Origin of the sequence: Streptomyces lunaelactis (assembly GCF_003054555.1) — a bacterium.
Classification (GTDB): domain Bacteria; phylum Actinomycetota; class Actinomycetes; order Streptomycetales; family Streptomycetaceae; genus Streptomyces; species Streptomyces lunaelactis.
In genome coordinates this window covers 7,406,631-7,424,670 of record NZ_CP026304.1, presented here as the reverse complement: position 1 = coordinate 7,424,670, position 18,040 = coordinate 7,406,631, and the positions used below count along the sequence as shown (strand labels likewise).

At 71.3% G+C, this 18,040-nt stretch carries 17 protein-coding genes; 10 read left to right on the top strand and 7 right to left on the bottom strand.

Going from position 1 to position 18,040, the window contains the following annotated elements:
- Window positions 1–41: 41 nt before the first annotated feature.
- On the bottom strand, window positions 42–1,004 hold the full coding sequence (locus tag SLUN_RS33870) for a GlxA family transcriptional regulator (RefSeq protein ID WP_108153740.1): 963 nt from the start codon (window positions 1,002–1,004) through the stop codon (window positions 42–44).
- A 383-nt stretch (window positions 1,005–1,387) separates the two neighbouring features.
- Window positions 1,388–1,822 carry a YchJ family protein gene (locus SLUN_RS33865; RefSeq protein WP_108153739.1) on the bottom strand — a complete coding sequence of 145 codons (435 nt, stop codon included), beginning with the start codon at window positions 1,820–1,822 and terminating at the stop codon, window positions 1,388–1,390.
- 114 nt (window positions 1,823–1,936) lie between these two features.
- Here SLUN_RS33865 and SLUN_RS33860 point away from each other — a divergent pair, with 114 nt between their 5' ends.
- Window positions 1,937–3,718, top strand: coding sequence for a hydroxysqualene dehydroxylase (locus tag SLUN_RS33860; protein ID WP_175313701.1), 1,782 nt, complete (start codon window positions 1,937–1,939; stop codon window positions 3,716–3,718).
- A gap of 4 nt (window positions 3,719–3,722) precedes the next feature.
- On the opposite strand, the gene SLUN_RS33855 is transcribed toward SLUN_RS33860, so the two are convergent.
- The gene (locus SLUN_RS33855; protein ID WP_108153737.1) at window positions 3,723–7,037 is read right to left on the bottom strand and encodes an NACHT domain-containing protein; all 3,315 of its coding nucleotides are present in this window, start codon (window positions 7,035–7,037) and stop codon (window positions 3,723–3,725) included.
- A gap of 163 nt (window positions 7,038–7,200) precedes the next feature.
- On the opposite strand from SLUN_RS33855, the gene SLUN_RS33850 reads away from it, so the two are divergent.
- The 5 genes from SLUN_RS33850 to SLUN_RS33830 are packed head-to-tail and all read left to right on the top strand — an operon-like array spanning window position 7,201 to window position 12,214.
- On the top strand, window positions 7,201–8,256 hold the full coding sequence (locus tag SLUN_RS33850) for an NAD-dependent epimerase/dehydratase family protein (RefSeq protein WP_108153736.1): 1,056 nt from the start codon (window positions 7,201–7,203) through the stop codon (window positions 8,254–8,256).
- Between the two features lie 11 nt (window positions 8,257–8,267).
- On the top strand, window positions 8,268–9,002 hold the full coding sequence (locus SLUN_RS33845; protein ID WP_108153735.1) for a glycosyltransferase family 2 protein: 735 nt from the start codon (window positions 8,268–8,270) through the stop codon (window positions 9,000–9,002).
- Window positions 8,999–9,769 carry a TIGR04282 family arsenosugar biosynthesis glycosyltransferase gene (locus tag SLUN_RS33840; protein ID WP_108153734.1) on the top strand — a complete coding sequence of 257 codons (771 nt, stop codon included), beginning with the start codon at window positions 8,999–9,001 and terminating at the stop codon, window positions 9,767–9,769. Before SLUN_RS33845 ends, SLUN_RS33840 begins: the two co-directional genes overlap by 4 nt.
- Window positions 9,766–10,782: a methyltransferase domain-containing protein gene (locus SLUN_RS42455; RefSeq protein WP_108153733.1), complete on the top strand. Its 1,017-nt coding sequence runs from the start codon at window positions 9,766–9,768 to the stop codon at window positions 10,780–10,782. The genes SLUN_RS33840 and SLUN_RS42455 overlap by 4 nt, the downstream gene beginning before the upstream one ends.
- A 16-nt stretch (window positions 10,783–10,798) precedes the next feature.
- Window positions 10,799–12,214, top strand: coding sequence for a hypothetical protein (locus SLUN_RS33830; protein ID WP_159100389.1), 1,416 nt, complete (start codon window positions 10,799–10,801; stop codon window positions 12,212–12,214).
- Here SLUN_RS33830 and SLUN_RS33825 read toward each other — a convergent pair.
- Window positions 12,175–12,696 (bottom strand): hypothetical protein, encoded by a 522-nt coding sequence (locus tag SLUN_RS33825; protein ID WP_257153845.1) that lies wholly within the window; start codon window positions 12,694–12,696, stop codon window positions 12,175–12,177. The two genes, SLUN_RS33830 and SLUN_RS33825, sit on opposite strands and share 40 nt — an antisense overlap.
- On the bottom strand, window positions 12,696–13,892 hold the full coding sequence (locus tag SLUN_RS33820) for a molybdopterin-dependent oxidoreductase (protein WP_108153731.1): 1,197 nt from the start codon (window positions 13,890–13,892) through the stop codon (window positions 12,696–12,698). The genes SLUN_RS33825 and SLUN_RS33820 overlap by 1 nt, the downstream gene beginning before the upstream one ends.
- Window positions 13,893–14,005: 113 nt before the next feature.
- Between SLUN_RS33820 and SLUN_RS33815 the strand changes: the two genes are divergently transcribed.
- Complete coding sequence (locus SLUN_RS33815; RefSeq protein ID WP_108153730.1) at window positions 14,006–15,418, top strand: glycosyltransferase 87 family protein; 1,413 nt, start codon at window positions 14,006–14,008, stop codon at window positions 15,416–15,418.
- A gap of 89 nt (window positions 15,419–15,507) precedes the next feature.
- Here SLUN_RS33815 and SLUN_RS33810 read toward each other — a convergent pair whose 3' ends face one another.
- The gene (locus SLUN_RS33810; RefSeq protein WP_108153729.1) at window positions 15,508–15,744 is read right to left on the bottom strand and encodes a DUF397 domain-containing protein; all 237 of its coding nucleotides are present in this window, start codon (window positions 15,742–15,744) and stop codon (window positions 15,508–15,510) included.
- Window positions 15,745–16,605, bottom strand: coding sequence for a Sco1979 family transcriptional regulator (locus SLUN_RS33805; RefSeq protein WP_108153728.1), 861 nt, complete (start codon window positions 16,603–16,605; stop codon window positions 15,745–15,747).
- Between the two features lie 126 nt (window positions 16,606–16,731).
- On the opposite strand from SLUN_RS33805, the gene SLUN_RS33800 reads away from it, so the two are divergent.
- The 3 genes from SLUN_RS33800 to SLUN_RS33790 are packed head-to-tail and all read left to right on the top strand — an operon-like array spanning window position 16,732 to window position 17,990.
- The gene (locus SLUN_RS33800; RefSeq protein WP_257153844.1) at window positions 16,732–17,223 is read left to right on the top strand and encodes an ATP-binding protein; all 492 of its coding nucleotides are present in this window, start codon (window positions 16,732–16,734) and stop codon (window positions 17,221–17,223) included.
- Window positions 17,217–17,636 carry a hypothetical protein gene (locus tag SLUN_RS33795; protein ID WP_371413881.1) on the top strand — a complete coding sequence of 140 codons (420 nt, stop codon included), beginning with the start codon at window positions 17,217–17,219 and terminating at the stop codon, window positions 17,634–17,636. Before SLUN_RS33800 ends, SLUN_RS33795 begins: the two co-directional genes overlap by 7 nt.
- A 60-nt stretch (window positions 17,637–17,696) precedes the next feature.
- Complete coding sequence (locus SLUN_RS33790) at window positions 17,697–17,990, top strand: hypothetical protein (protein WP_108153726.1); 294 nt, start codon at window positions 17,697–17,699, stop codon at window positions 17,988–17,990.
- The last annotated feature ends 50 nt before the right edge of the window (window positions 17,991–18,040 follow it).

Sequence of the window (18,040 nt, the reverse complement as noted above, 5' to 3'; positions counted from 1 at the left end):
ATACCGGTCAATCGACCACCGGGCGCGGCCGTGAGGCATTGTCAGATCCGTTGAGGCTCCGGCGAGCCCTGGAAGGCGCGGCGGTAGGCGTGCGGGCTGGTGCCCACCTGGCGTTTGAAGCGGTCGCGGAAGGCCGTCGGGGAGCCGAAGCCGACCTGTGCCGCGATCCGGTCCACCGCGTGCGCCGTTGTCTCCAGCAGGTACTGGGCCTGGCGGATACGGGCCCGGTGCAGCCACAGCACCGGGGTCGTCGCCGTCTGTTCGCGGAAGCGGCGGTTGAGGGTGCGGGTGCTCATGCCCGCGTGTGCGGCGATCTCGCCGACGGTGAGTTCGCGTCCCGCGTTCTCCTCCATCCAGCGCAGCAGCGGTTCCAGGGTCGCCCCGTCCGGGCTGGGCGGCTGCTCGTGGACGATGAACTGCGCCTGGCCGCCCTCGCGTTCCAGTGGCATCACCGAGAGCCGGGCGGCGTCCGCGGCCACCGCGGAGCCGTGGTCGCGGCGGATCATGTGCAGACACAGGTCGAGGCCGGCCGCCGCGCCCGCGGAGGTCAGGAACTGTCCGTTGTCGACGTAGAGAACGTCCGGGTCCACCTCCACCTCGGGGTGCAGCGCCGCGAGTGCGGGCGCGCCGAGCCAGTGGGTGGTGGCGCGCATGCCGTCCAGCAGGCCGGTGGCCGCGAAGACGAAGGCGCCGGCGCAGATCGAGGCGATGCGGGTGCCGCGGGCGGCGGCCGCCCGCAGGGCGTCGAGTGCCTCGGGCGGGACCGGCACGGTCGGGTCGGCGCAGCCCGGGAGGATGATCGTGTCCGCCTCGGCCAGCACGTCCATGCCCCAGGGCGCGCGCAGTCTGAACGCGCCCGCGTCGATCTCCGCAGCCGGGGCGCAGACCCGGACCCGGTAGGCGGCCCGGCCGTCGGGCAGCCGGGAACGGGCGAACACCTCGAGGGGAGTGGACAGGTCGAAGGGGATGACCCCGTCCAGGGCGAGTACGGCCACGGTGTGCATGGCCATAATCTAGGCGCCCGTCGACTTTCGGCCAAGGGGGTGAGCTGCGTACCTTCTCCGGAGCAGCTCCCTGATGGGCCTGGCGGGAATCCGTTGGAAGCCGGCATTCACGCCACTGGCCGCTGCCCGAGCCGATGAATAGCGTCGATCCGGCGCCCCACCCGGGGCCTGCCTGCCCAGGACAAGGAAGCTGCCGGGGCAGAGCGCGGTCCTGAGCGACCTCGGCGCCGTCGCCTCCGCCAAGCTCGCCATGTCCACGGGAGCGTTCAATCTCCTGTGGGCGACCGTCACCGTCCTCATGATCCTGCGGCCCGGATCCACCACGGGGGCATGACCCGCCCGGACCGAGCCGGATCCTCCTGAGCACGGCCGCCGCGCCGCGCTCATTCCACGAAGGTGCCTTCCACATAGACCCAGACGCCGTGCTGCCGTTCGAAGGTGCTGTGCTCGTGCAGGGCGCCCCGCTTCCCGTGGTGCCGATAGCGGGCGCGGAAGGTGACGGTGCCCAGGGAGTGGAACGAACTGCCGCCCGTCGTCGCCAGAATCTCCAGGCCCGTCCACTGCATCCCGGGGTCGAGCTCGAGCTGCTGCGGCCTGGTGGCCGGGTGCCAGGTGCGCAGCAGATACGCCTCGTCCTGGGCGACGAAGGCGCTGTAGCGGGAGCGCATCAGCAGCTCGGCGGTGGGGGCGTACTCCTCGCCGCTGTGGAACCGGCCGCAGCACTCGCCGTAGGCGGCGGGCAGCCCGCAGGGGCAGGGCGAGGCGGCGGTGAGTGCGGGCTCGGGGCCGCGCTTGGGTCGTGAGCTGCGCTTGGACATGACTCCATTTTCCAGCCATTGAACGAATGGGCCTACGGGTGGGTTCCGGGCCAGGGGGGATCTCCGTAAGCTCCTGCGCCGGACATGACAGTTACCGTCGGTAAGGGGATGGGGATGGATCGGGTGGGCAGCACACGACGCACCTTCATGGCGGGGGCGGCCGCCGTCGGCGGCGCCACCGCGCTGACCACGGCGGGGATGGCCGCCACGGCCTCCGCGGCGGACGGCGGAGCACAAGGACCGCAGTCGGTCGCCGTACTCGGCGGTGGCGTCGCCGGTCTGACCGCCGCGCACGAGCTGGCCGAGCGCGGTCTGAAAGTCACCGTCTACGAGCGCCGGGCACTGGGCGGCAAGGCCCGCAGCATGGACGTCCCGGACAGCGCCAAGGGTGGCCGCAGACCCCTGCCCGCCGAGCACGGCTTCCGCTTCATCCCCGGCATCTACCACAACCTGCCGGACACGATGCGCCGCATCCCGTTCCCGGGCAACGCAGGGGGCGTCTGGGACAACCTGGTCGCACCGCCCGAGATGTCGTTCGCCCGCACCGGGCGCGAGGATCTGCGGATCCCGCTCCCCTGGCCGGGACACAAGCCGGCCGAGCTCACCCTCGACGAGATCCGCCGCGCCCTGACGGCGGCGCTGGACACGCTCAAGGGCATCCCGGCTCATGAGGCGGCCTACTTCGTGAACCGGGGTCTTGTCTTCCTCACCAGCTGCGACGAGCGGCGCGACGGGACATGGGAGCGCACGCCCTGGTGGGAGTTCATCCGGGCCGAGCGGATGAGCTACGACTACCAGCGCATCCTGGCCGTCGGCCTCACCCGGAACATCGTCGCGACCAAGGCTGAGGAAGCCAGCACCCGTACGGTCGCCACCCTGCTGGAGGCCTTCGTCTTCAACGCGCTGGGCAGGGGCGCCGACGGACCGCTCGACCGGATCCTCAACGCCCCCACCAACGAGGCCTGGATCGACCCCTGGGTGGAGCATCTGAAGAAGCTGGGCGTGGAGTTCCGTATCGGCTGGACGGTACGGGAGGTGAAGTACGGCAGCGGGCGGGTCACGGCCGCGGTGATCGAGGACCCGCAGGGCTTACGCCAGTCGGTGACCGCCGACCACTATGTCTCCGCGATGCCGGTGGAGCACGCGCGGCGGACCTGGGGTGCCGAGCTGCGCGCGGCGGACCCGCAGCTGGCGCGGTGCGACAAGCTGGAGACGGACTGGATGACGGGCATCCAGTTCTATCTGACCGAACGCGCACCGCTGCTGAACGGGCACCTCAACTGCATCGACTCGCCATGGTCCCTGACAGCCATTCAGCAGGCCGGGCACTGGCCGTCCCGTGACTTCCCCGCCGACTACGGCGACGGCACGGTCGTGGACTGTCTGTCGGTGGACATCTCCGAGTGGGACAAGCCAGGGGTCCTGTACGGGAAGACCGCCAAGCAGTGCACCCGTACGGAGGTCGCCCGCGAGGTCTGGGCCCAGCTCAAGGCCTCGCTCAACGACACGGGCCGCACGGTGCTCAAGGACAGCGCGCTGCACTCGTGGTTCCTCGACCCGGGCGTGGACGGCATCGGCACACCGAACCCGACCAACGAGGACCAGCTCCTCATCCACCCGGTCGGGACGTTCCACAACCGCCCGAAGGCCGCCACGCAGATCCCCAACTTCTTCCTGGCCGGGGACTATGTGGCCGTCGACATCGACCTGGCGACGATGGAGGGCGCCAACGCCTCGGCCCGCGCTGCCGTCAACGCCCTGCTGGACAGGACCGGTTCGACGGCGGCGCGCTGCACGGTGAAGCCGCTGTTCCGTGCCCCGGAGGTCGAGCTGATGAAACGGCACGACCGCACCCGCTACCGGCTGGGGCTGCGGAACGCCTTCGATCTGGGGTGAGGGGTCAGGGGGAGCCGGGCGGGTCCGTCTCAAGGCCGTCGACGAACCGGCGTGCCCGGTCGAGGAGTTCGGCCGGGACGGCGCTCAGGCTGTCGGCCGGGGTGTCGGCCAGCAGCCGGGAGACCGCCCGGCCGAGCTGTGCCTGTGCCCGTCCGTAGCGCCGGCTCTCGGACCACAGGGCAAGCACCCGGGCAGGGTAGGCGATCGTCAGGGCGTCGAGGGATTTCCTGGCGCACAGCTGGAGCCCTGTGGTGGGGTTGGCCGCCAGGGCGGTCAGGGCCGCCCGCGCCTTCAGCTCCAGGCAGGTCGTGTCGAGCCGCCCCGGATCCGGTGCGCTCAGCACCTCATCCACGACATCGGCCGGGAGCCGGGCGGCATCGGTGACCAGTTGCCCGAACACGAGCCGGATCACCCGGCGCAGGGTCTCGTCGCCGAGACCGCTCCACGGTTCGATGAACGTGGCGCAGTGTTCGTACAGGGCCGCGAGTTCGGCGTCGGGGACGCCGATGCCGCTCGCGAGCCACAGCGATGTCAGACCGTGGGCGATCGAGGTGGCGGTGCCTTCCGGGGTGCCCACGAAGGTCGTGACGGCGGGGGCCAGCCAGTCGAAGAGGGGGTCCACGGCGTGCAGGACGACGGAGTCGTTGGTGCCGCCCGACACCGCCATCTTGTGGCGGATCTGTTCCGGGTAGGGCCGGGCCCAGCTGACCCTCCTGCCGCGGTCCTCGTTGCCCGGCGGGCGGCCGTACAGCCAGTAGGCGTCCACCGGTTCCGGGGAGTCGACGAGGTCGTGCACCGGCCGGATGTCGAGTTCCCGCCGGTCTCCGTCCCAGGTGTGGCGGATGCTGAGGGCCAGCGCGAAGTCCGTCCACTCCGGTTCGGTGAAGGCCGCCCGCCAAAGCAGTACACGGCGGTGCCAGATCGCCGCCGGTTTGTCGTCGTCGGGGAACAGCATGCTCGCCTTGACCCCGCCGGTGACCAGGAGGGTCAGCATCAGCAGGTTCGCGGAGTACAGGCCGTGACGCGACGACGTGGCCCTGACGGCAGGCCGGTAGTCGGCGAACCGGTGCTCGGTGCGGTTGCGGTGGTCGGCCATGACGGTGATGAGGAGCTCGCCGAGCCGTTGCCGGCCCTCCGGGGCGATGCGCCGGATCCGGGCGCCGACGAAGCGGAGCATCTGACGGGACGAGAGCGGGGCGTAGGACAGCAGCACGTACAGCAGGTCGTCGTCGACACTCGGGCGGCCGACGAAGAGTGCCGGGCGCTGGTCGAGCAGCCCTTCGAGCAGCTGTACGGCGAGGCGGGCGGCGAGGTATTCGCCGAAGGTGGCATGCAGGAATTCGTAGGTCGTCAGGCGCTGCTCGTCGCGGATCGCCTGGGCACGCTGGACGAAGAAGAACCGGCCGAGCGCGATCTCGCCCTGGTCCAGGGGCGCGCGGAATCCGTCCCGTACGGGATCGGGGCGGCCCAGCAGCGCGGTCAGGTCCTGCTCCGCCTCGGCCGTCGTGATCCACTGGCGGCGCCGGTTGAGCATGCCGAAGGAGATCAGGGACAGCCGTTGCAGCTCCTGCTCGGCGCGCCGCGCCAGCTCTCCGTCCCGCCACGCCGTGGCCGACTTGCCGACCTCGCGTACGGCGAAGGACGCCAGCAGCTCCTCGTACAGCTCTGCTTCGCCGATGGGTTCATCGCCGCCGGCTCCGCGTTGCAGGGCGTTTCCGGCGGCGTCGTACAGGGCGAGCATCAGGAGCAGAAGGGGCTGGGAGGCGAGCACCTGGTGACGGACGGCCACGGCGGCCGGCAGCGGTCGCAGGCCGCGCTCGGTGAGGTAGGGCCTGTTGAGACGGTTCCACAGGTCGAGCCAGCGCTCGATCTGCGGCTGCCGGAAGGGTTCGAGCCGCAGGGCAACCGACCCTTCCGGGTACCGCGCCCGGTCGGCGACGGCGGTCCGGCTGGTCACCAGCGCGAACACCGGGCGCCCCTGGTCCGCCTCGCGCTCCTGGAAGCGGGCAACCCGCACCAGGAAGTCGGACTGGCTGAGGCCGGTGGCCTGCAGCAGTTCGTCGAAGCCGTCGAAGAGCAGGACGGGCACGGCACCGTCCGCCGCCCGCACCAGCTCCGGCCAGGAGACCCGCTCTCCGGTCGCGGCCCGGACGGCGTGCTCGATCTGGTCCTGGATGTCGGCGTCGGCGGGCACTTCGCGCAGGACGATCCGTACGGGCAGATAACCGGCAGCGGGCAGCCGGGCGCTAAGGATCTTGGTCAGCACGGACTTTCCGGCGCCGGGCTGGCCGAGGACGACCAGCGGCGCGGTGGTCGACGCCACGGAGGTGAGGACCCCCGCCAGATACTCGGTGAGGTCGGACCGCACGGGCTCGGGCTCCCACCACCCCTCCTGGGCCGGAGTCTGAGCGCCTTCGAGGACCGCGCGCACCCGGAAGTCGGGGTCGACGTACCCCCCGCCGAGCGTGGGCAGACAGATGCCGGAGGGAGCCTGCCCCTCGGAGAGGATCGGCCGGGGCAGAGCGGCCTGGTACCCGGTGGCAAGGGCCGCGGCGGTGTGGTTGAGCGGGCGGAGGTCGCTCAGTCCGGCGAGGGCGGTCTCGATGCCGGTGAGGGCGTGGCGGACGGAGACGCGAGTGGCCTGGTGCTCGATCTGGCCGGACCAGAAGCCGAACTCCGGGACTTCCTGGGCGAGTTGGGCGTACAGCTCCTCGTAGCGCCCGATGGCGAGCCGGGGCAGCCCGATGGGCGCCCGGCCGGTCGCCTCTCGCTCCGTCTCGTTCAGCCGGTCCCACACGGCAAGCCCTTGGACGAACCACAGCAGCCGCCCGGTGAGCTCCGCGTACCAGCCGTGGAGGTCCACCAGGACACGCTCGTACGGCAGGTGAGGGGCGGGCTGCGGCGCCCCGGTGCCGAGCAGTGCCCGAACGAAGGCCTGCCCCTCGTCGTCTCCCCCGGCGATACCGATCTGCTCGCGCCTGGTGAGCTCCACCTCCTGCAGCCGGAAGGGAAGTTCCACCTCGCCCAGCGCCTCGAAGAACGCGGTGACGACCAGAACCGCATGCGCCGCCGCGAGCCGCTCTGTGCGCGTCGCACGATCGGCCGAATCAAGACTCCCCCGGAGCCCCGATGTCAGGTCGCGCCCGAGCCGCAGGATCCGCCCCTGCGCGTCGAACACGCTCAGCACCGTGTCGCTGACTCCGCCCGTCGCCATCGCCAGCGCTCCACCGAGTGCCCGGTCGGCGGCCGCCAGAGCCGCGCTGTCGCCGGTGAGAATCGCCACCGCGTCCCTGTAGCTGAGCAGTTGTCGTCCCCGCACCGATCCCCCGGCCCCTCATCCGCCCTGTCCGCGTCCGGTCTACCACGCGGGACCGCGAAGGTGGCGGCTTCCGTCGGCTCCGTAGGGCCGAAGTCCTTACGGAGCTGTGACGGCACGGCGCGCGACGCCGGTGAGCGGGCGTTCCGGTCGTAGCGTCACCAGTATGCGTGTACTCGTCACAGGAGGCGCGGGCTTCATCGGCTCGCAGGTCGTCGCGGCTCTCGCCGCGCGCGGCCACGACCCGGTCGTGCTCGACGCCCTGCTCCCGGCGGCCCATCCGGAGCCGCCGCCGCTGCCCGACGCCGAATGGATCCACGCGGACGTACGGGACCGGGCGGCGACGGCCCGGGCGCTGCGCGGCGTGGACGCGGTCTGCCATCAAGCGGCCATGGTCGGCCTCGGCAAGGATTTTGCGGACGCACCTGAGTACGTCGGCTGCAACGACCTCGGCACCGCCGTGCTGTTGGCGGCGATGGCCGAGGCCGGTGTCACCGAGCTGGTGCTGGCCGGCTCGATGGTGGTCTATGGCGAGGGCCGCTACGACTGCCCGCGTCACGGCCAGGTGCGGCCGGGCCCGCGCGCGGCCGCCGATCTCACGGCGGGGCGCTTCGAGCCCCTGTGCCGGGAGTGCGGCGCGGAGCTGACACCCGGTCTGGTGGGCGAGGACGCGGGGATGGATCCGCGCAATGTGTACGCGACGACGAAGCTGGCGCAGGAACATCTGGCCGCGGCATGGGCGCGGGCCACGGGCGGGCGAGCCGTGGCGCTGCGCTACCACAATGTGTACGGGCCCGGGATGCCGCGCGACACCCCGTACGCGGGGGTGGCGTCCTTCTTCCGGTCCGCGCTGGAGCGGGGCGAGGCGCCGCGGGTCTTCGAGGACGGGCGCCAGCGGCGGGACTTCGTGCACGTAGGGGATGTGGCGGACGCGAACGCGATCGCGCTGGAGGCGGTGCGCGGCCGCGAACCGGGCGCGCTCAGCGCCTACAACACGGGCAGCGGGACGCCGCACACGGTCGGCGAGATGGCGGCCGTGCTGGCCGCGGCGCACGGCGGGCCCTCGCCGGTGGTCACCGGGGAGTTCCGGCTGGGCGACGTACGGCATATCACTGCGGACTCACGGCGGTTGCGGGCGGAGCTGGGGTGGAATTCGCAGGTCGGCTTCGCGGAGGGAATGGCGGAGTTCGCCACGAGCGGGCTGCGGGGTGCGGTGGGATGACGGTCGGTGGAATGACGGGCGGTGTCGCGGGGGGCGGTGCTCCAGCGGGCGGCGTTCCGGCGGGCGGCGTGGATGTTGTACTTCCGTGTCTGGACGAGGCCGAGGCGCTGCCCTGGGTGTTGGAGCGGATCCCGGCCGGGTGGCGGGCGGTCGTGGTCGACAACGGCTCGGCGGACGGCTCGGCGGAGATCGCCCGCGCGCTCGGCGCGAGCGTGGTCCACGAGACGCGGCGCGGCTTCGGGGCCGCGTGCCATGCGGGGCTGGAGGCGGCCGAGGCGGAGTATGTGTGCTTCTGCGACTGCGACGCCTCGCTGGACCCGGGCCTGCTGACCGATTTCGTACGCCAAGTCGCTGGCGGAGAGAGCGACTTGGTGCTGGGCCGGCGCCGACCACAGGGCAGCGGGGTCTGGCCGCCGCATGCACGCGCCGGGAATCGGGCACTGTCTCGGATGCTGCGCAGGCGCACCGGGCTGCGGCTGCGTGACCTGGGTCCGATGCGGGCGGCGCGCCGCAAGGACGTTCTCGCCCTGGATCTGACCGACCGCCGCAGCGGCTACCCGCTCCAGATGGTGGTCCGCGCGGCGGACGCCGGCTGGCGGGTGAGTGAGCTGGACGTCCCGTACCTGCCGAGGTCGGGGAAGTCGAAGGTGACGGGTACGTGGCGGGGCACATGGGACGCGGTACGGGACATGCGCGAGGTGCTGGCGGAGGGGCCGGCGAACGGGGTCGGGGGTGGTGTGCGATGAGCGCGGGGCGCTCGGGGCCGGAGCGGCGTGCGTTGCCCGGTGGTCCGGGCAGAGACGGGTGGGACGACGACGTACCCGCCCACTCCGAGGGGCACCCGCATCCGGCCGGTGACCGGCGCGCCCGCTCCGGCGGGCCGGCACCCTCCGGCACGCTGCTCGTCATCGCCAAGGCCCCCGTGCCCGGTCGGGTCAAGACCCGGCTCACCCCCGCGTACTCCCCCGCCGAGGCCGCCTGTCTCGCCGAGGCCGCTCTCCTCGACACCCTCGATGTCGTGCTCGCAACTCCCGTACGCCGACGGGTCCTCGCACTCGACGGCCGGCCCGGCGACTGGCTGCCGTCCGGCATCGAGGTCGTACCGCAGTGCGCGGGCGGGCTCGACGCGCGGCTCGCCCACGCCTTCGGGCTGTGCGACGGGCCGACTCTGCTGATCGGAATGGACACCCCGCAAGTGACAGCCGAACTCCTCACCTCCGGACTGGAATTGGGCCCCAAAGACGCGTCCTTCGGTCCGGCCGACGACGGCGGATTCTGGGCGCTCGGACTGGCCGAGCCGGATCCGGCGCTGCTGCGCGGGGTGCCGATGTCCGTACCCCGGACCGGTGCCGTACAGCGCCGGCGACTCACCGGTGCCGGGCTGACGGTGCGCGATATGCCGCTGCTGCGGGACGTCGACACGGCGGACGACGCCCGGCTGGTGGCGGCCGAGGCCCCGCACACCCGGTTCGCCGCGACCTTCGCCGCGCTCGCCGGGACCGGGGCGCGATGACCGCGCCCGCCTGGCAGGCCGATCCGTACACCGACGCGCTGCGCACCGGCCGCGGCCCGCTGTTCCTCCGCCGCCCCGACGGCTGGCTGCTGCCTCTGGAGGTGGAGCGCTGGTGTGCCGCGCCGGATGCCGCGGATCTGACCGTGCTGGAACGCTGCCGCGGCGCGGTGCTCGACATCGGCTGCGGCCCGGGGCGCCTGGTTACGGCACTGGCCGAGCTGGGACGGCCGACGCTGGGCATCGATGTGAGCCCCGAGGCGGTGGCCCGCACGGTACGGACCGGCGGCAGCGCGCTGCACCGCTCGGTCTTCGATCCGCTCCCGCGTGAGGGGAGTTGGGGTACGGCGCTGCTCATCGACGGCAACATCGGCATCGGCGGGGACCCGCGGGCTCTGCTGGCTCGCGTGGCGCGTCTGGTCGCCGAGGGCGGTGTGCTGCTGGCGGAGACCGCGCCGTTCGACGTGGACGAACGGGTGCGGGTGCGGGTCTCCGACGGGAGCGCGCAGGGTGCGGCGTTCCCGTGGGCCAGGGTTGGAACGCGCGCGCTGCTCAGGTACGCGCGGGAGGCGGGCTGGGGGCGGAGGAGGGGGACGGCTGGACGGTCGCGGGGCGGACGTTCGTCGCGCTGCGGCAGGGGTAGCGGGCGGCAGGGCGGCGCCCTGCGCCGCGGTTCCCTGCCGAAGCCGCACACATACCGGATCAGGGATATCGGCATTCAGGTGGTTTTGCCGACCATCTCCCTTCAGCTCCCGGTCATTCGTTGTTCTCCCTCACACGATGAGCGCAGGATTTCCCGATCCGCGGTTGCCCCGCGACCGCGAGGACTCGAGATGAGGACCTGCCTTGACGTCCAGAACGAGAGCCCGGCGAGTTCTGCCACTCCTGCTGGTGACGCTCGCACTGAGCTTGGGCCTGCCACGGACGGCGGCCGGCACTCCGGCGGAGGGCGGGCAGTCCGCCGTGGTGGCGACGGAGGAGATCCGGGTATCCGCGGCGAGAGTCGCCACCCCTAGCGGTGACACCCAGCCGGTGAAACAGACCCCGGTACCGGCGCCGCGGCTCACCGGGACCGCCGAGCAACTCGCTGCGTCCCGGTCGATGAAGCCGCCCGAGCGCCCGGCAGGGCCCGCTCATCGGTCCGGTGTCCTCGCGCCGCCCCCACTCCAGAGCAACTTCGACGGGCTCGGCCAAGGCACGTCCGGCGTACGCCCGCCGGACACGCACGGCGCCGTTGGACTCAACCACTTCGTGGAGGTCACGAACGGCCGTGGGCTGGGCATGTTCCAGAAGTCGAACGGCGCGCTCGTGAAGAACGTGACGTTCGCCAGTTTCTTCGGCTACACGGCGCAGACGATCTTCGACCCTCGGGTCGTCTACGACAAGAAGTGGAACCGATGGGTCGTCGTCGCCGAGGCGTTCCAGGAGAGCGCCACGATCCAGAACGTCTTCCTCGCGGTGTCCACGACCTCCGACCCCACGGGCTCCTTCTACCTCTACAAGTTCGACGCGGCGGAGCCGTCGGGTGACTTCCTCGACTTCCCGCAGCTCGGCATGGACCAGGACGCCGTGATCATCACGGCCAACATCTTCGCCGGGAACACCTACGTCCGTTCACGGGTGATGGGCATCGCCAAGTCGGACATCTACAACGGACGCGCCTTCTCCATGCTTTACCAAAGCCTCGGCGCGGTGGGCAGCGTGGCGCCTCCGATCGTGGAGGACAACAACGCGAACGCGTTTCTCGTGGTGGCCGGCGTCGGTTCGCCCACCGCACTGAGACTGTTCCGTGCGAGCGGTCTCGGCCGGAGCAATGCGAGCATCGCCGCCGCGGTCAACGTGCCGGTGCCCTCGTTCTCCCTGCCGCCGGACGCACGTCAGCCCGGAGTCGCCGACCGGCTCGACTCCCTGGACGCCCGCTTCCAGAACGCCAGCACGCAGATCGGCAACCGGCTCCTCAACGTCCACACCATCAACATGGGCAACTTCCCGACGCCGCGGTGGTACCAGATCAACACCAGCACCAACACGGTGGCTGCCGGGGAGTCGGGCATCCTCCGCGAAGCCTCCGATTCGGACGACTTCAACCCCGCGGTCGCCGGTTCGTCCGTCGGCGGCACCGCCTCGAACCCCATCGGCCGGATGTTCTTCACCTGGTCCTCGACCGATGCGGTCGGCTCGGGCCTCCACCACGCCAGCGTCAAGGGCAGCGGCCGCCTGGCCACAGATCCCGTCAACATCACCGGGGGCTCGACCCTCGCCACGGCAACGACTGCGTACAACCCGTCGACCAGCACCGTTGAGCGATGGGGGGACTACTCCGCGGTGTCGATCGACCCGGTGGCGTATGGCACCTGCGCCGTCGGCCAACGTGCCTGGATCGTGAACGAGCGGCATGTCAACACGACTCAATGGGGCTCGCGATTCGGCAGCTTCGGCTTCTGCTGACCGGGTACGCGTCGGGTCGGGGCGGTCCGGAACGACCCCGCCCCGCCCCGACCCGCTCCGACCCGCTCCGAAGGGGTGAATGCCGCTCGCTCAACGTCTGCGCACCCGGCGGCCACGCAGTCCCCGCACCCAGACAAGCACCCCGCACCCACCCCCACCACCCCCAGCAGGATCAGCCAGTTCCGCAGGTAGTCCAGAGGCAGCACCGACGGGTTGGTCGGGTTGCCCTCGGCCAGCAGGGCGGGCAGGGCGATCGCCGTCAGGCAGCCGGCCACCAGCAGCGCGGCGCGGACCGTGCCGCGGGACGGGACTGCCGCCAGCAGCAGGCCGGTCGCGATCACCAGCGGGGCGATGATCCCGTCGTGCAGGACGACCGAACCCGCCAGCCAGATGGCCACGTCCTTCACCTGCCCGCCCGTCAGCAGCAGTGCCGCGCCGACGGCCATCAGGGCGACACCCAGCGCGCCCGTCACGATCCGCATCACAGGACCTCCATCCTGGTGACCCACTTGGTCTGGAGCACGCCCGGCCGGTTCGGGGCGATGATGCGCGCCGGGAAGCCGTGGTCCGGCGAGAGCACCTGGCCGTTGAGGCGCAGGGCAAGCAGGGTGAGCGGATCGTCGGCGTACTCGCTGCCCATCTCCATCACCCGGTACGCGCCACGCCGCTCCAGCGACACCACGCGTACCGCCGCACCGGGACGCGCTCCAGCCCGGTCGAGCAGGTCCCGTACCCGTACGCCGGTCCACTGAGCCGATTTGCTCCAGCCCTCCACACAGGCGATCGGCAGGGTCACGGTGTGCTGGGCCAGCGCGGCGAGTTCGTCGAGGGTCAGTTCGTACGAGTGCGTGCCGAGCATCGTCAGCCGCCAGTCCGGCGCGGACACGCGGGTCACCCCGGCCGCGGCCGCCGTCCGGTTGACGGGCAGGCCCTGCGGCCCGTGGTCCGGGTGGCGCGGTGCGAGCAGGTCGAAGGCCTTAAGCGGGGTGAAGGACTGGCCGACGGTCGTCAGCGTCACCGCGCCGACCGCCGCCGCGACGCCGGTCAGCAAGGAGCGCCGGTCCGGCCCGTCCGCCGCCGGGAGTTCGAGTGTTCCGGGCGAGCGTTTCCCCCAATGATCCCTGATCTCCGGGTACTTGACTGCCACATGCAGGATCAACGCGCCGATCAGCAGCCAGCCGACGGCGAAGTGCACGGGGACAAAGGAGAACGGCCACGGGTACCACTGCACGGTGTTGAGCAGACCGGTGAACAGCTCGAAGACGGCGGAGGCGACCAGCACCGCGACGGACAGCCGTTCCAGCGCGTGCCGCACCGACCGCAGCGGCGGCCACACGAAGAGCTTCGGGTAGACCGTCCACAGTTTGGCGAACAGCAGCGGGATCGCCGCGATCCCGCTCGACACATGCAGCCCCTGGTTGACCCGGTAGCCCCACGACGGGCGGCTCGGCAGCACGTCCGCGAGCCAGTACGGCGGGTGCTGCAGATAGTGGCTGATCACCCCGGTCACGAAACACACGGCGATCGCCACGCCCAGCCAGCGGCCGAGCGAAGTAGCCGTGCGGGCATCGTGCAGCCTGCCCGAGAAGGTCGGCAGGACCGGTGCGGGCAGTCGCGGCAGACTCGGCAGTCGAGTCGGTCGGCGCGGTCGAGTCGGTCGGCGCGGTCGGATCTTCATGCGTCCATCAGACCTCCGCGACGGCCCCTGTAGAGGGCCGCGACACCTTACGGAATGCGGACGTCGGGGGGCGGCGCCCGGCTCGGGCCGGTTCCGGCTGCGACGCTGAGCCTGTGATCAACCCGCGCACCTTCGCCGCCGGTGCCCTGCTGGCGGCCCTGACGGCCGTACTCGCCCTGACCATCCGCAAGGACGGCTACTTCACCGATCCCGCAGGTCTCTCGTGGTGGTACGCGGCCTGCTGGGCGCTCTTCGCCGTCGCCGTCCTCGCCGTACGCAAGGCGCCGGCGCGCCACGCGGTGGCCCTCGTCCTCGCGGGCGGCATCGCGGTGACCGCCACCGGGCTGCTCGCTCCCCCGCGCACCAGTACCGACTCGTACCGCTACGCCTGGGACGGCCGGGTGCAGGCCGCCGGGATCTCGCCGTACGACCGCACCCCCGCCGATCCGGCGCTCGCCGGGCTGCGCGACCGCTGGCTCTTCCCGACCGGGAGTGGCTGCGAGGGCCCCGACCGGACCAGGATTCCCGGCCCCGAAGGTGAAGTGCACTGCACCCGGATCAACCGGCCGCAGGTGCACACCATCTACCCGCCGGTGTCGGAGGGCTACTTCCTGCTGGTCCACGCGCTCTCGCCGGACGGGGTTCGGCACAAGGGACTGCAGACAGGTGGCGCTCTGCTGTCCCTCGGCACCACCGCCGCGCTGCTCCTCGTCCTGCGGCGGCGCGGCGACCCGCGCCATGCGGCGTACTGGGCGTGGTGCCCGATCGTGCCCATCGAGGCGGTGAACAACGCGCATGCCGATGTGCTGGGGGTGCTCCTCGCGGTCGTGGGGCTGGGCCTGGTGGTGCGGCGGCGCATCCTCGGCGGGGCGCTGCTCGGAGCGGCGATCGTGACCAAGCTGCTGCCCGCCGTGGTGCTGCCGGGCGCGCTGTCCGGTGTGCGGCGGGCGCGGGACGCGGCGGCCGTACTGCTGCCAGCCGCCGCGGTGGTGGCGCTGAGCTATCTGCCGTACGTCCTGGCCTCCGACGGTTCGGTCCTCGGCTTCCTCGGGGGCTATGCGGAGGAGGAGGGGTACGACGACCCCTCCGCCAGCAATCGCTACGCGCTGCTCCGTCTGGTGCTGCCTGACGACTGGGCGCCCGCTGCCCTGATCGCCGTGATGCTGGTGGTGGTTCTGCACGTGCTGCGGCACGGTGATCCCGAACGCCCGTGGAGCGGCGCCCTGTTGGTCACCGGAACGGCCTTTCTGCTGCTGACGCCGGGCTACTCCTGGTACGCGCTCCTGCTCGTCGCGCTGGTCGCCCTCGACGGCAGCTGGGAGTGGCTCGCCGTCGCCGTCGCGGGGGCCGCGAAGTACGTCGGCGTGTACATGGGCGTCAAGCCGGACGGCCTGGGCACCACGGTGTACGCGCTCGCGGCCGGCGTGGTGCTGGCCGGCTTCTTCGTCGCTCGGGCATCCCGCTCACCAAGGCGGACCCTGGGCGGCGAGGGCCGTCCCCGGACACGACCTGTCGTGCGGGACTGAAACCCTGGAGGCCGGCGATCGTCGCTCGCGGTCTCACCGGTCACCTTTCGCTCCACTCTCGCTCCACGTGTCAATGGGACAGCTGAACGTTACGTAAGAAGAAAGTCCGCCTTGCCGGCCTTGGCCCCCTGGATGAAGGCGGCGATCTCGCCGGAGGTGTAGATCAGCGCCGGCCCGTCGGGGTCGGCCGACTGGCGTACCGCGACTCTGCCGTCGGCCAGCTTCATGGTCTCGAAGCAGTTGCCGCCGTTGCCCCCGCTCCACGGTTTGTGCCAGCCCTCGGCGCCCAGCTCAGCGGCGGGCATGCCGTTGTATATGCGATCCATTCACAGCTCCTTGCGGAGATCGTTGAGGATCTCCTTCGTACGTTGTGCAGTCGCCGCCTGCGCTGCCATGCGGTCCAGGACCTCCAGGTGCGAAGCGACCTCGGGGCGCGCGTCCAGATAGACGGCGCCGGTCAGATACTCGCTGTAGACCATGTCCGGGAGTTCGGGGACGGCGAACCGGAAGAGGACGAACGGCCCGTAGGTGCCGGGGTGGTGTCCGGTCGCGAACTCCGCGATCTGCAGGGTGACATTGGGCAGCCGGCCGCCTTCGAGCAGCCGGTCGATCTGGGCTCTCATCACGCCCGGACGGCCGACGGGCCGGCGGAGCACCGTCTCGTCCATGATCACCCAGAGTCTGGGTGCGTCAGGGCGGGTGAGCAGCGACTGGCGTTCCATCCGGAGCGCCACATGCCGCTCGATGTCGGCCGGGTCCGTCCGGCCGACGGCTCCGCCGAGCATGATCGCGCGGGCGTAGTCCTCCGTCTGGAGCAGACCGGGCACAAAGTGCGGCTCGTACGTACGGATGAGGCTGGCCGCCCCCTCCAGGCTGACGTACATGCTGAACCAACCCGGCAGTACGTCATGAAAGCGCTGCCACCAGCCCGGCTTGTTGGCCTCCTCGGCCAGCTCGATGAAGCCACGGGCCTCCTCATCGGTGATCCCGTATGCGTTCAGCAGCAGCTGGACATACGGAATCTTCAGCGCAACCTCGGCCGTCTCCATCCTGCGGATCGTTCCCGCGGCGACACGAAGCACCTTGGCGGCCTCTTCGCGCCTGAGCCCCGCCCGTTCCCGCAAATCCTGCAAGCGCTTACCAAGAACGACCTGACCCACGGTTGGGGCGGACCGCGGTTCGCTCACCCTGAGACCTCCCCCACGCGCTGTTGCGAGCAGTCTGCCACGCCCTTGCGGCCATTGAATATGCCCAGTCTGCATTATTCAGAGTGGGCCTTGCCAAGGTGGGTCTTGCGGAGAGAGAGTGGGCGGGTGCATCGCGACGCGCTCACCCCACAGCTCGTGTACCCGCGCTCGGGAGCCGACCACCACAGGTACGGCTTCGAGCTGCCGGCGCGCGTTGAGTTCGTCGCCAGTGCCAGGAAGCTCGCACGCCGGCGGCTGCACCACTGGGGCATAGAGGGCGACGTTCACGACGCGGCCATGCTGGTCGTCTCCGAACTCGTCACCAACGCGGTCGTGCACACCGACGGCCATCGGGTCGCCTGCGAGCTGCTCAACGGCGCCGAGCGCCTGCGTATAACGGTGCAGGACCAGGGCTCCGCGCCCACCGGCCCCCATGTGTGCCACACCTTCGAGGAGGAACGCGGGCGCGGGCTGCTCCTGGTCGAGGCCGTGAGCGGCGCCTGGGGCTCGCACGACTCGCACGTCGGCCCGGGCCGCATCGTGTGGGCGGAGCTGCCGCACGAGGAGGAGCTGCCGTACGGGACGGAAGTGCCGTACTGGGCGGAGAGGCCATGCTGAGGAACCTGGGCGCCCTCCTCTGTCGGGGCGGCCGCACCGACAGCGAAAGCCGGATGACCCGGCTCACCCTCCCGCCCACGCTTCCGGCCACTCTTGGCTGCGATGCCGTGGGCGTTCCCGCGCGATTCGGATTCCGCCTCCTGGGACGTCTGCCGCGGAACGGCTGCGTCTTCGCCGACGACAACTGGTGGTGGTGGATCGTGCCCGCCGGCTCGGACCTCGACGTGACCTGGCCACTGCCCTCGCACTACGCCCGCGGGGCGTACGTACCGGCGACGAACCCCCGGCTGATCCGCTGGCCCGACGACACCAGCCCGTACACCCCGCCGATTCCGCTTTATCTGATGGCCTGCCAGCTCACCGGCACCGCTCCCCTGTGGACAGCCGGGGTCGGCAGCCCGCACGGCGCGTGAGCGGGCCTTCTCCCCGGCCCCGGCGGTCTGCGCGGGGGCGCGACGGCTAGTCTTCCGGGCATGTCAGAAGCCAATTCGAGCCCGGAACGGCAGGGGCTCACACCACGTCAGGCACGCCACGTACGGATAGCTCTCTCCGCGGTCATCATGATCGCCGTGGGGGTCACTCTGGTACTGCGTCTCGGCAGCACGCACTCGGTGCTGACCATGGGCTTCTACGGCATCGCGCTGATCCTCTCCGGCAGCGCGCTGGTGCTGAGCCGGCAGGGGCGTACGCGGGTGGCGACGGCGGTGCTGGGGGTCGGCGTGGCGGTGGCGGTCGTCGCCGAGTGGGCCGTCGCGTCGATGCGCTGAACCCGGCTCTGAACCCTGCGCTGGACTCGGTGCGTTGACGGTTGAAAGGG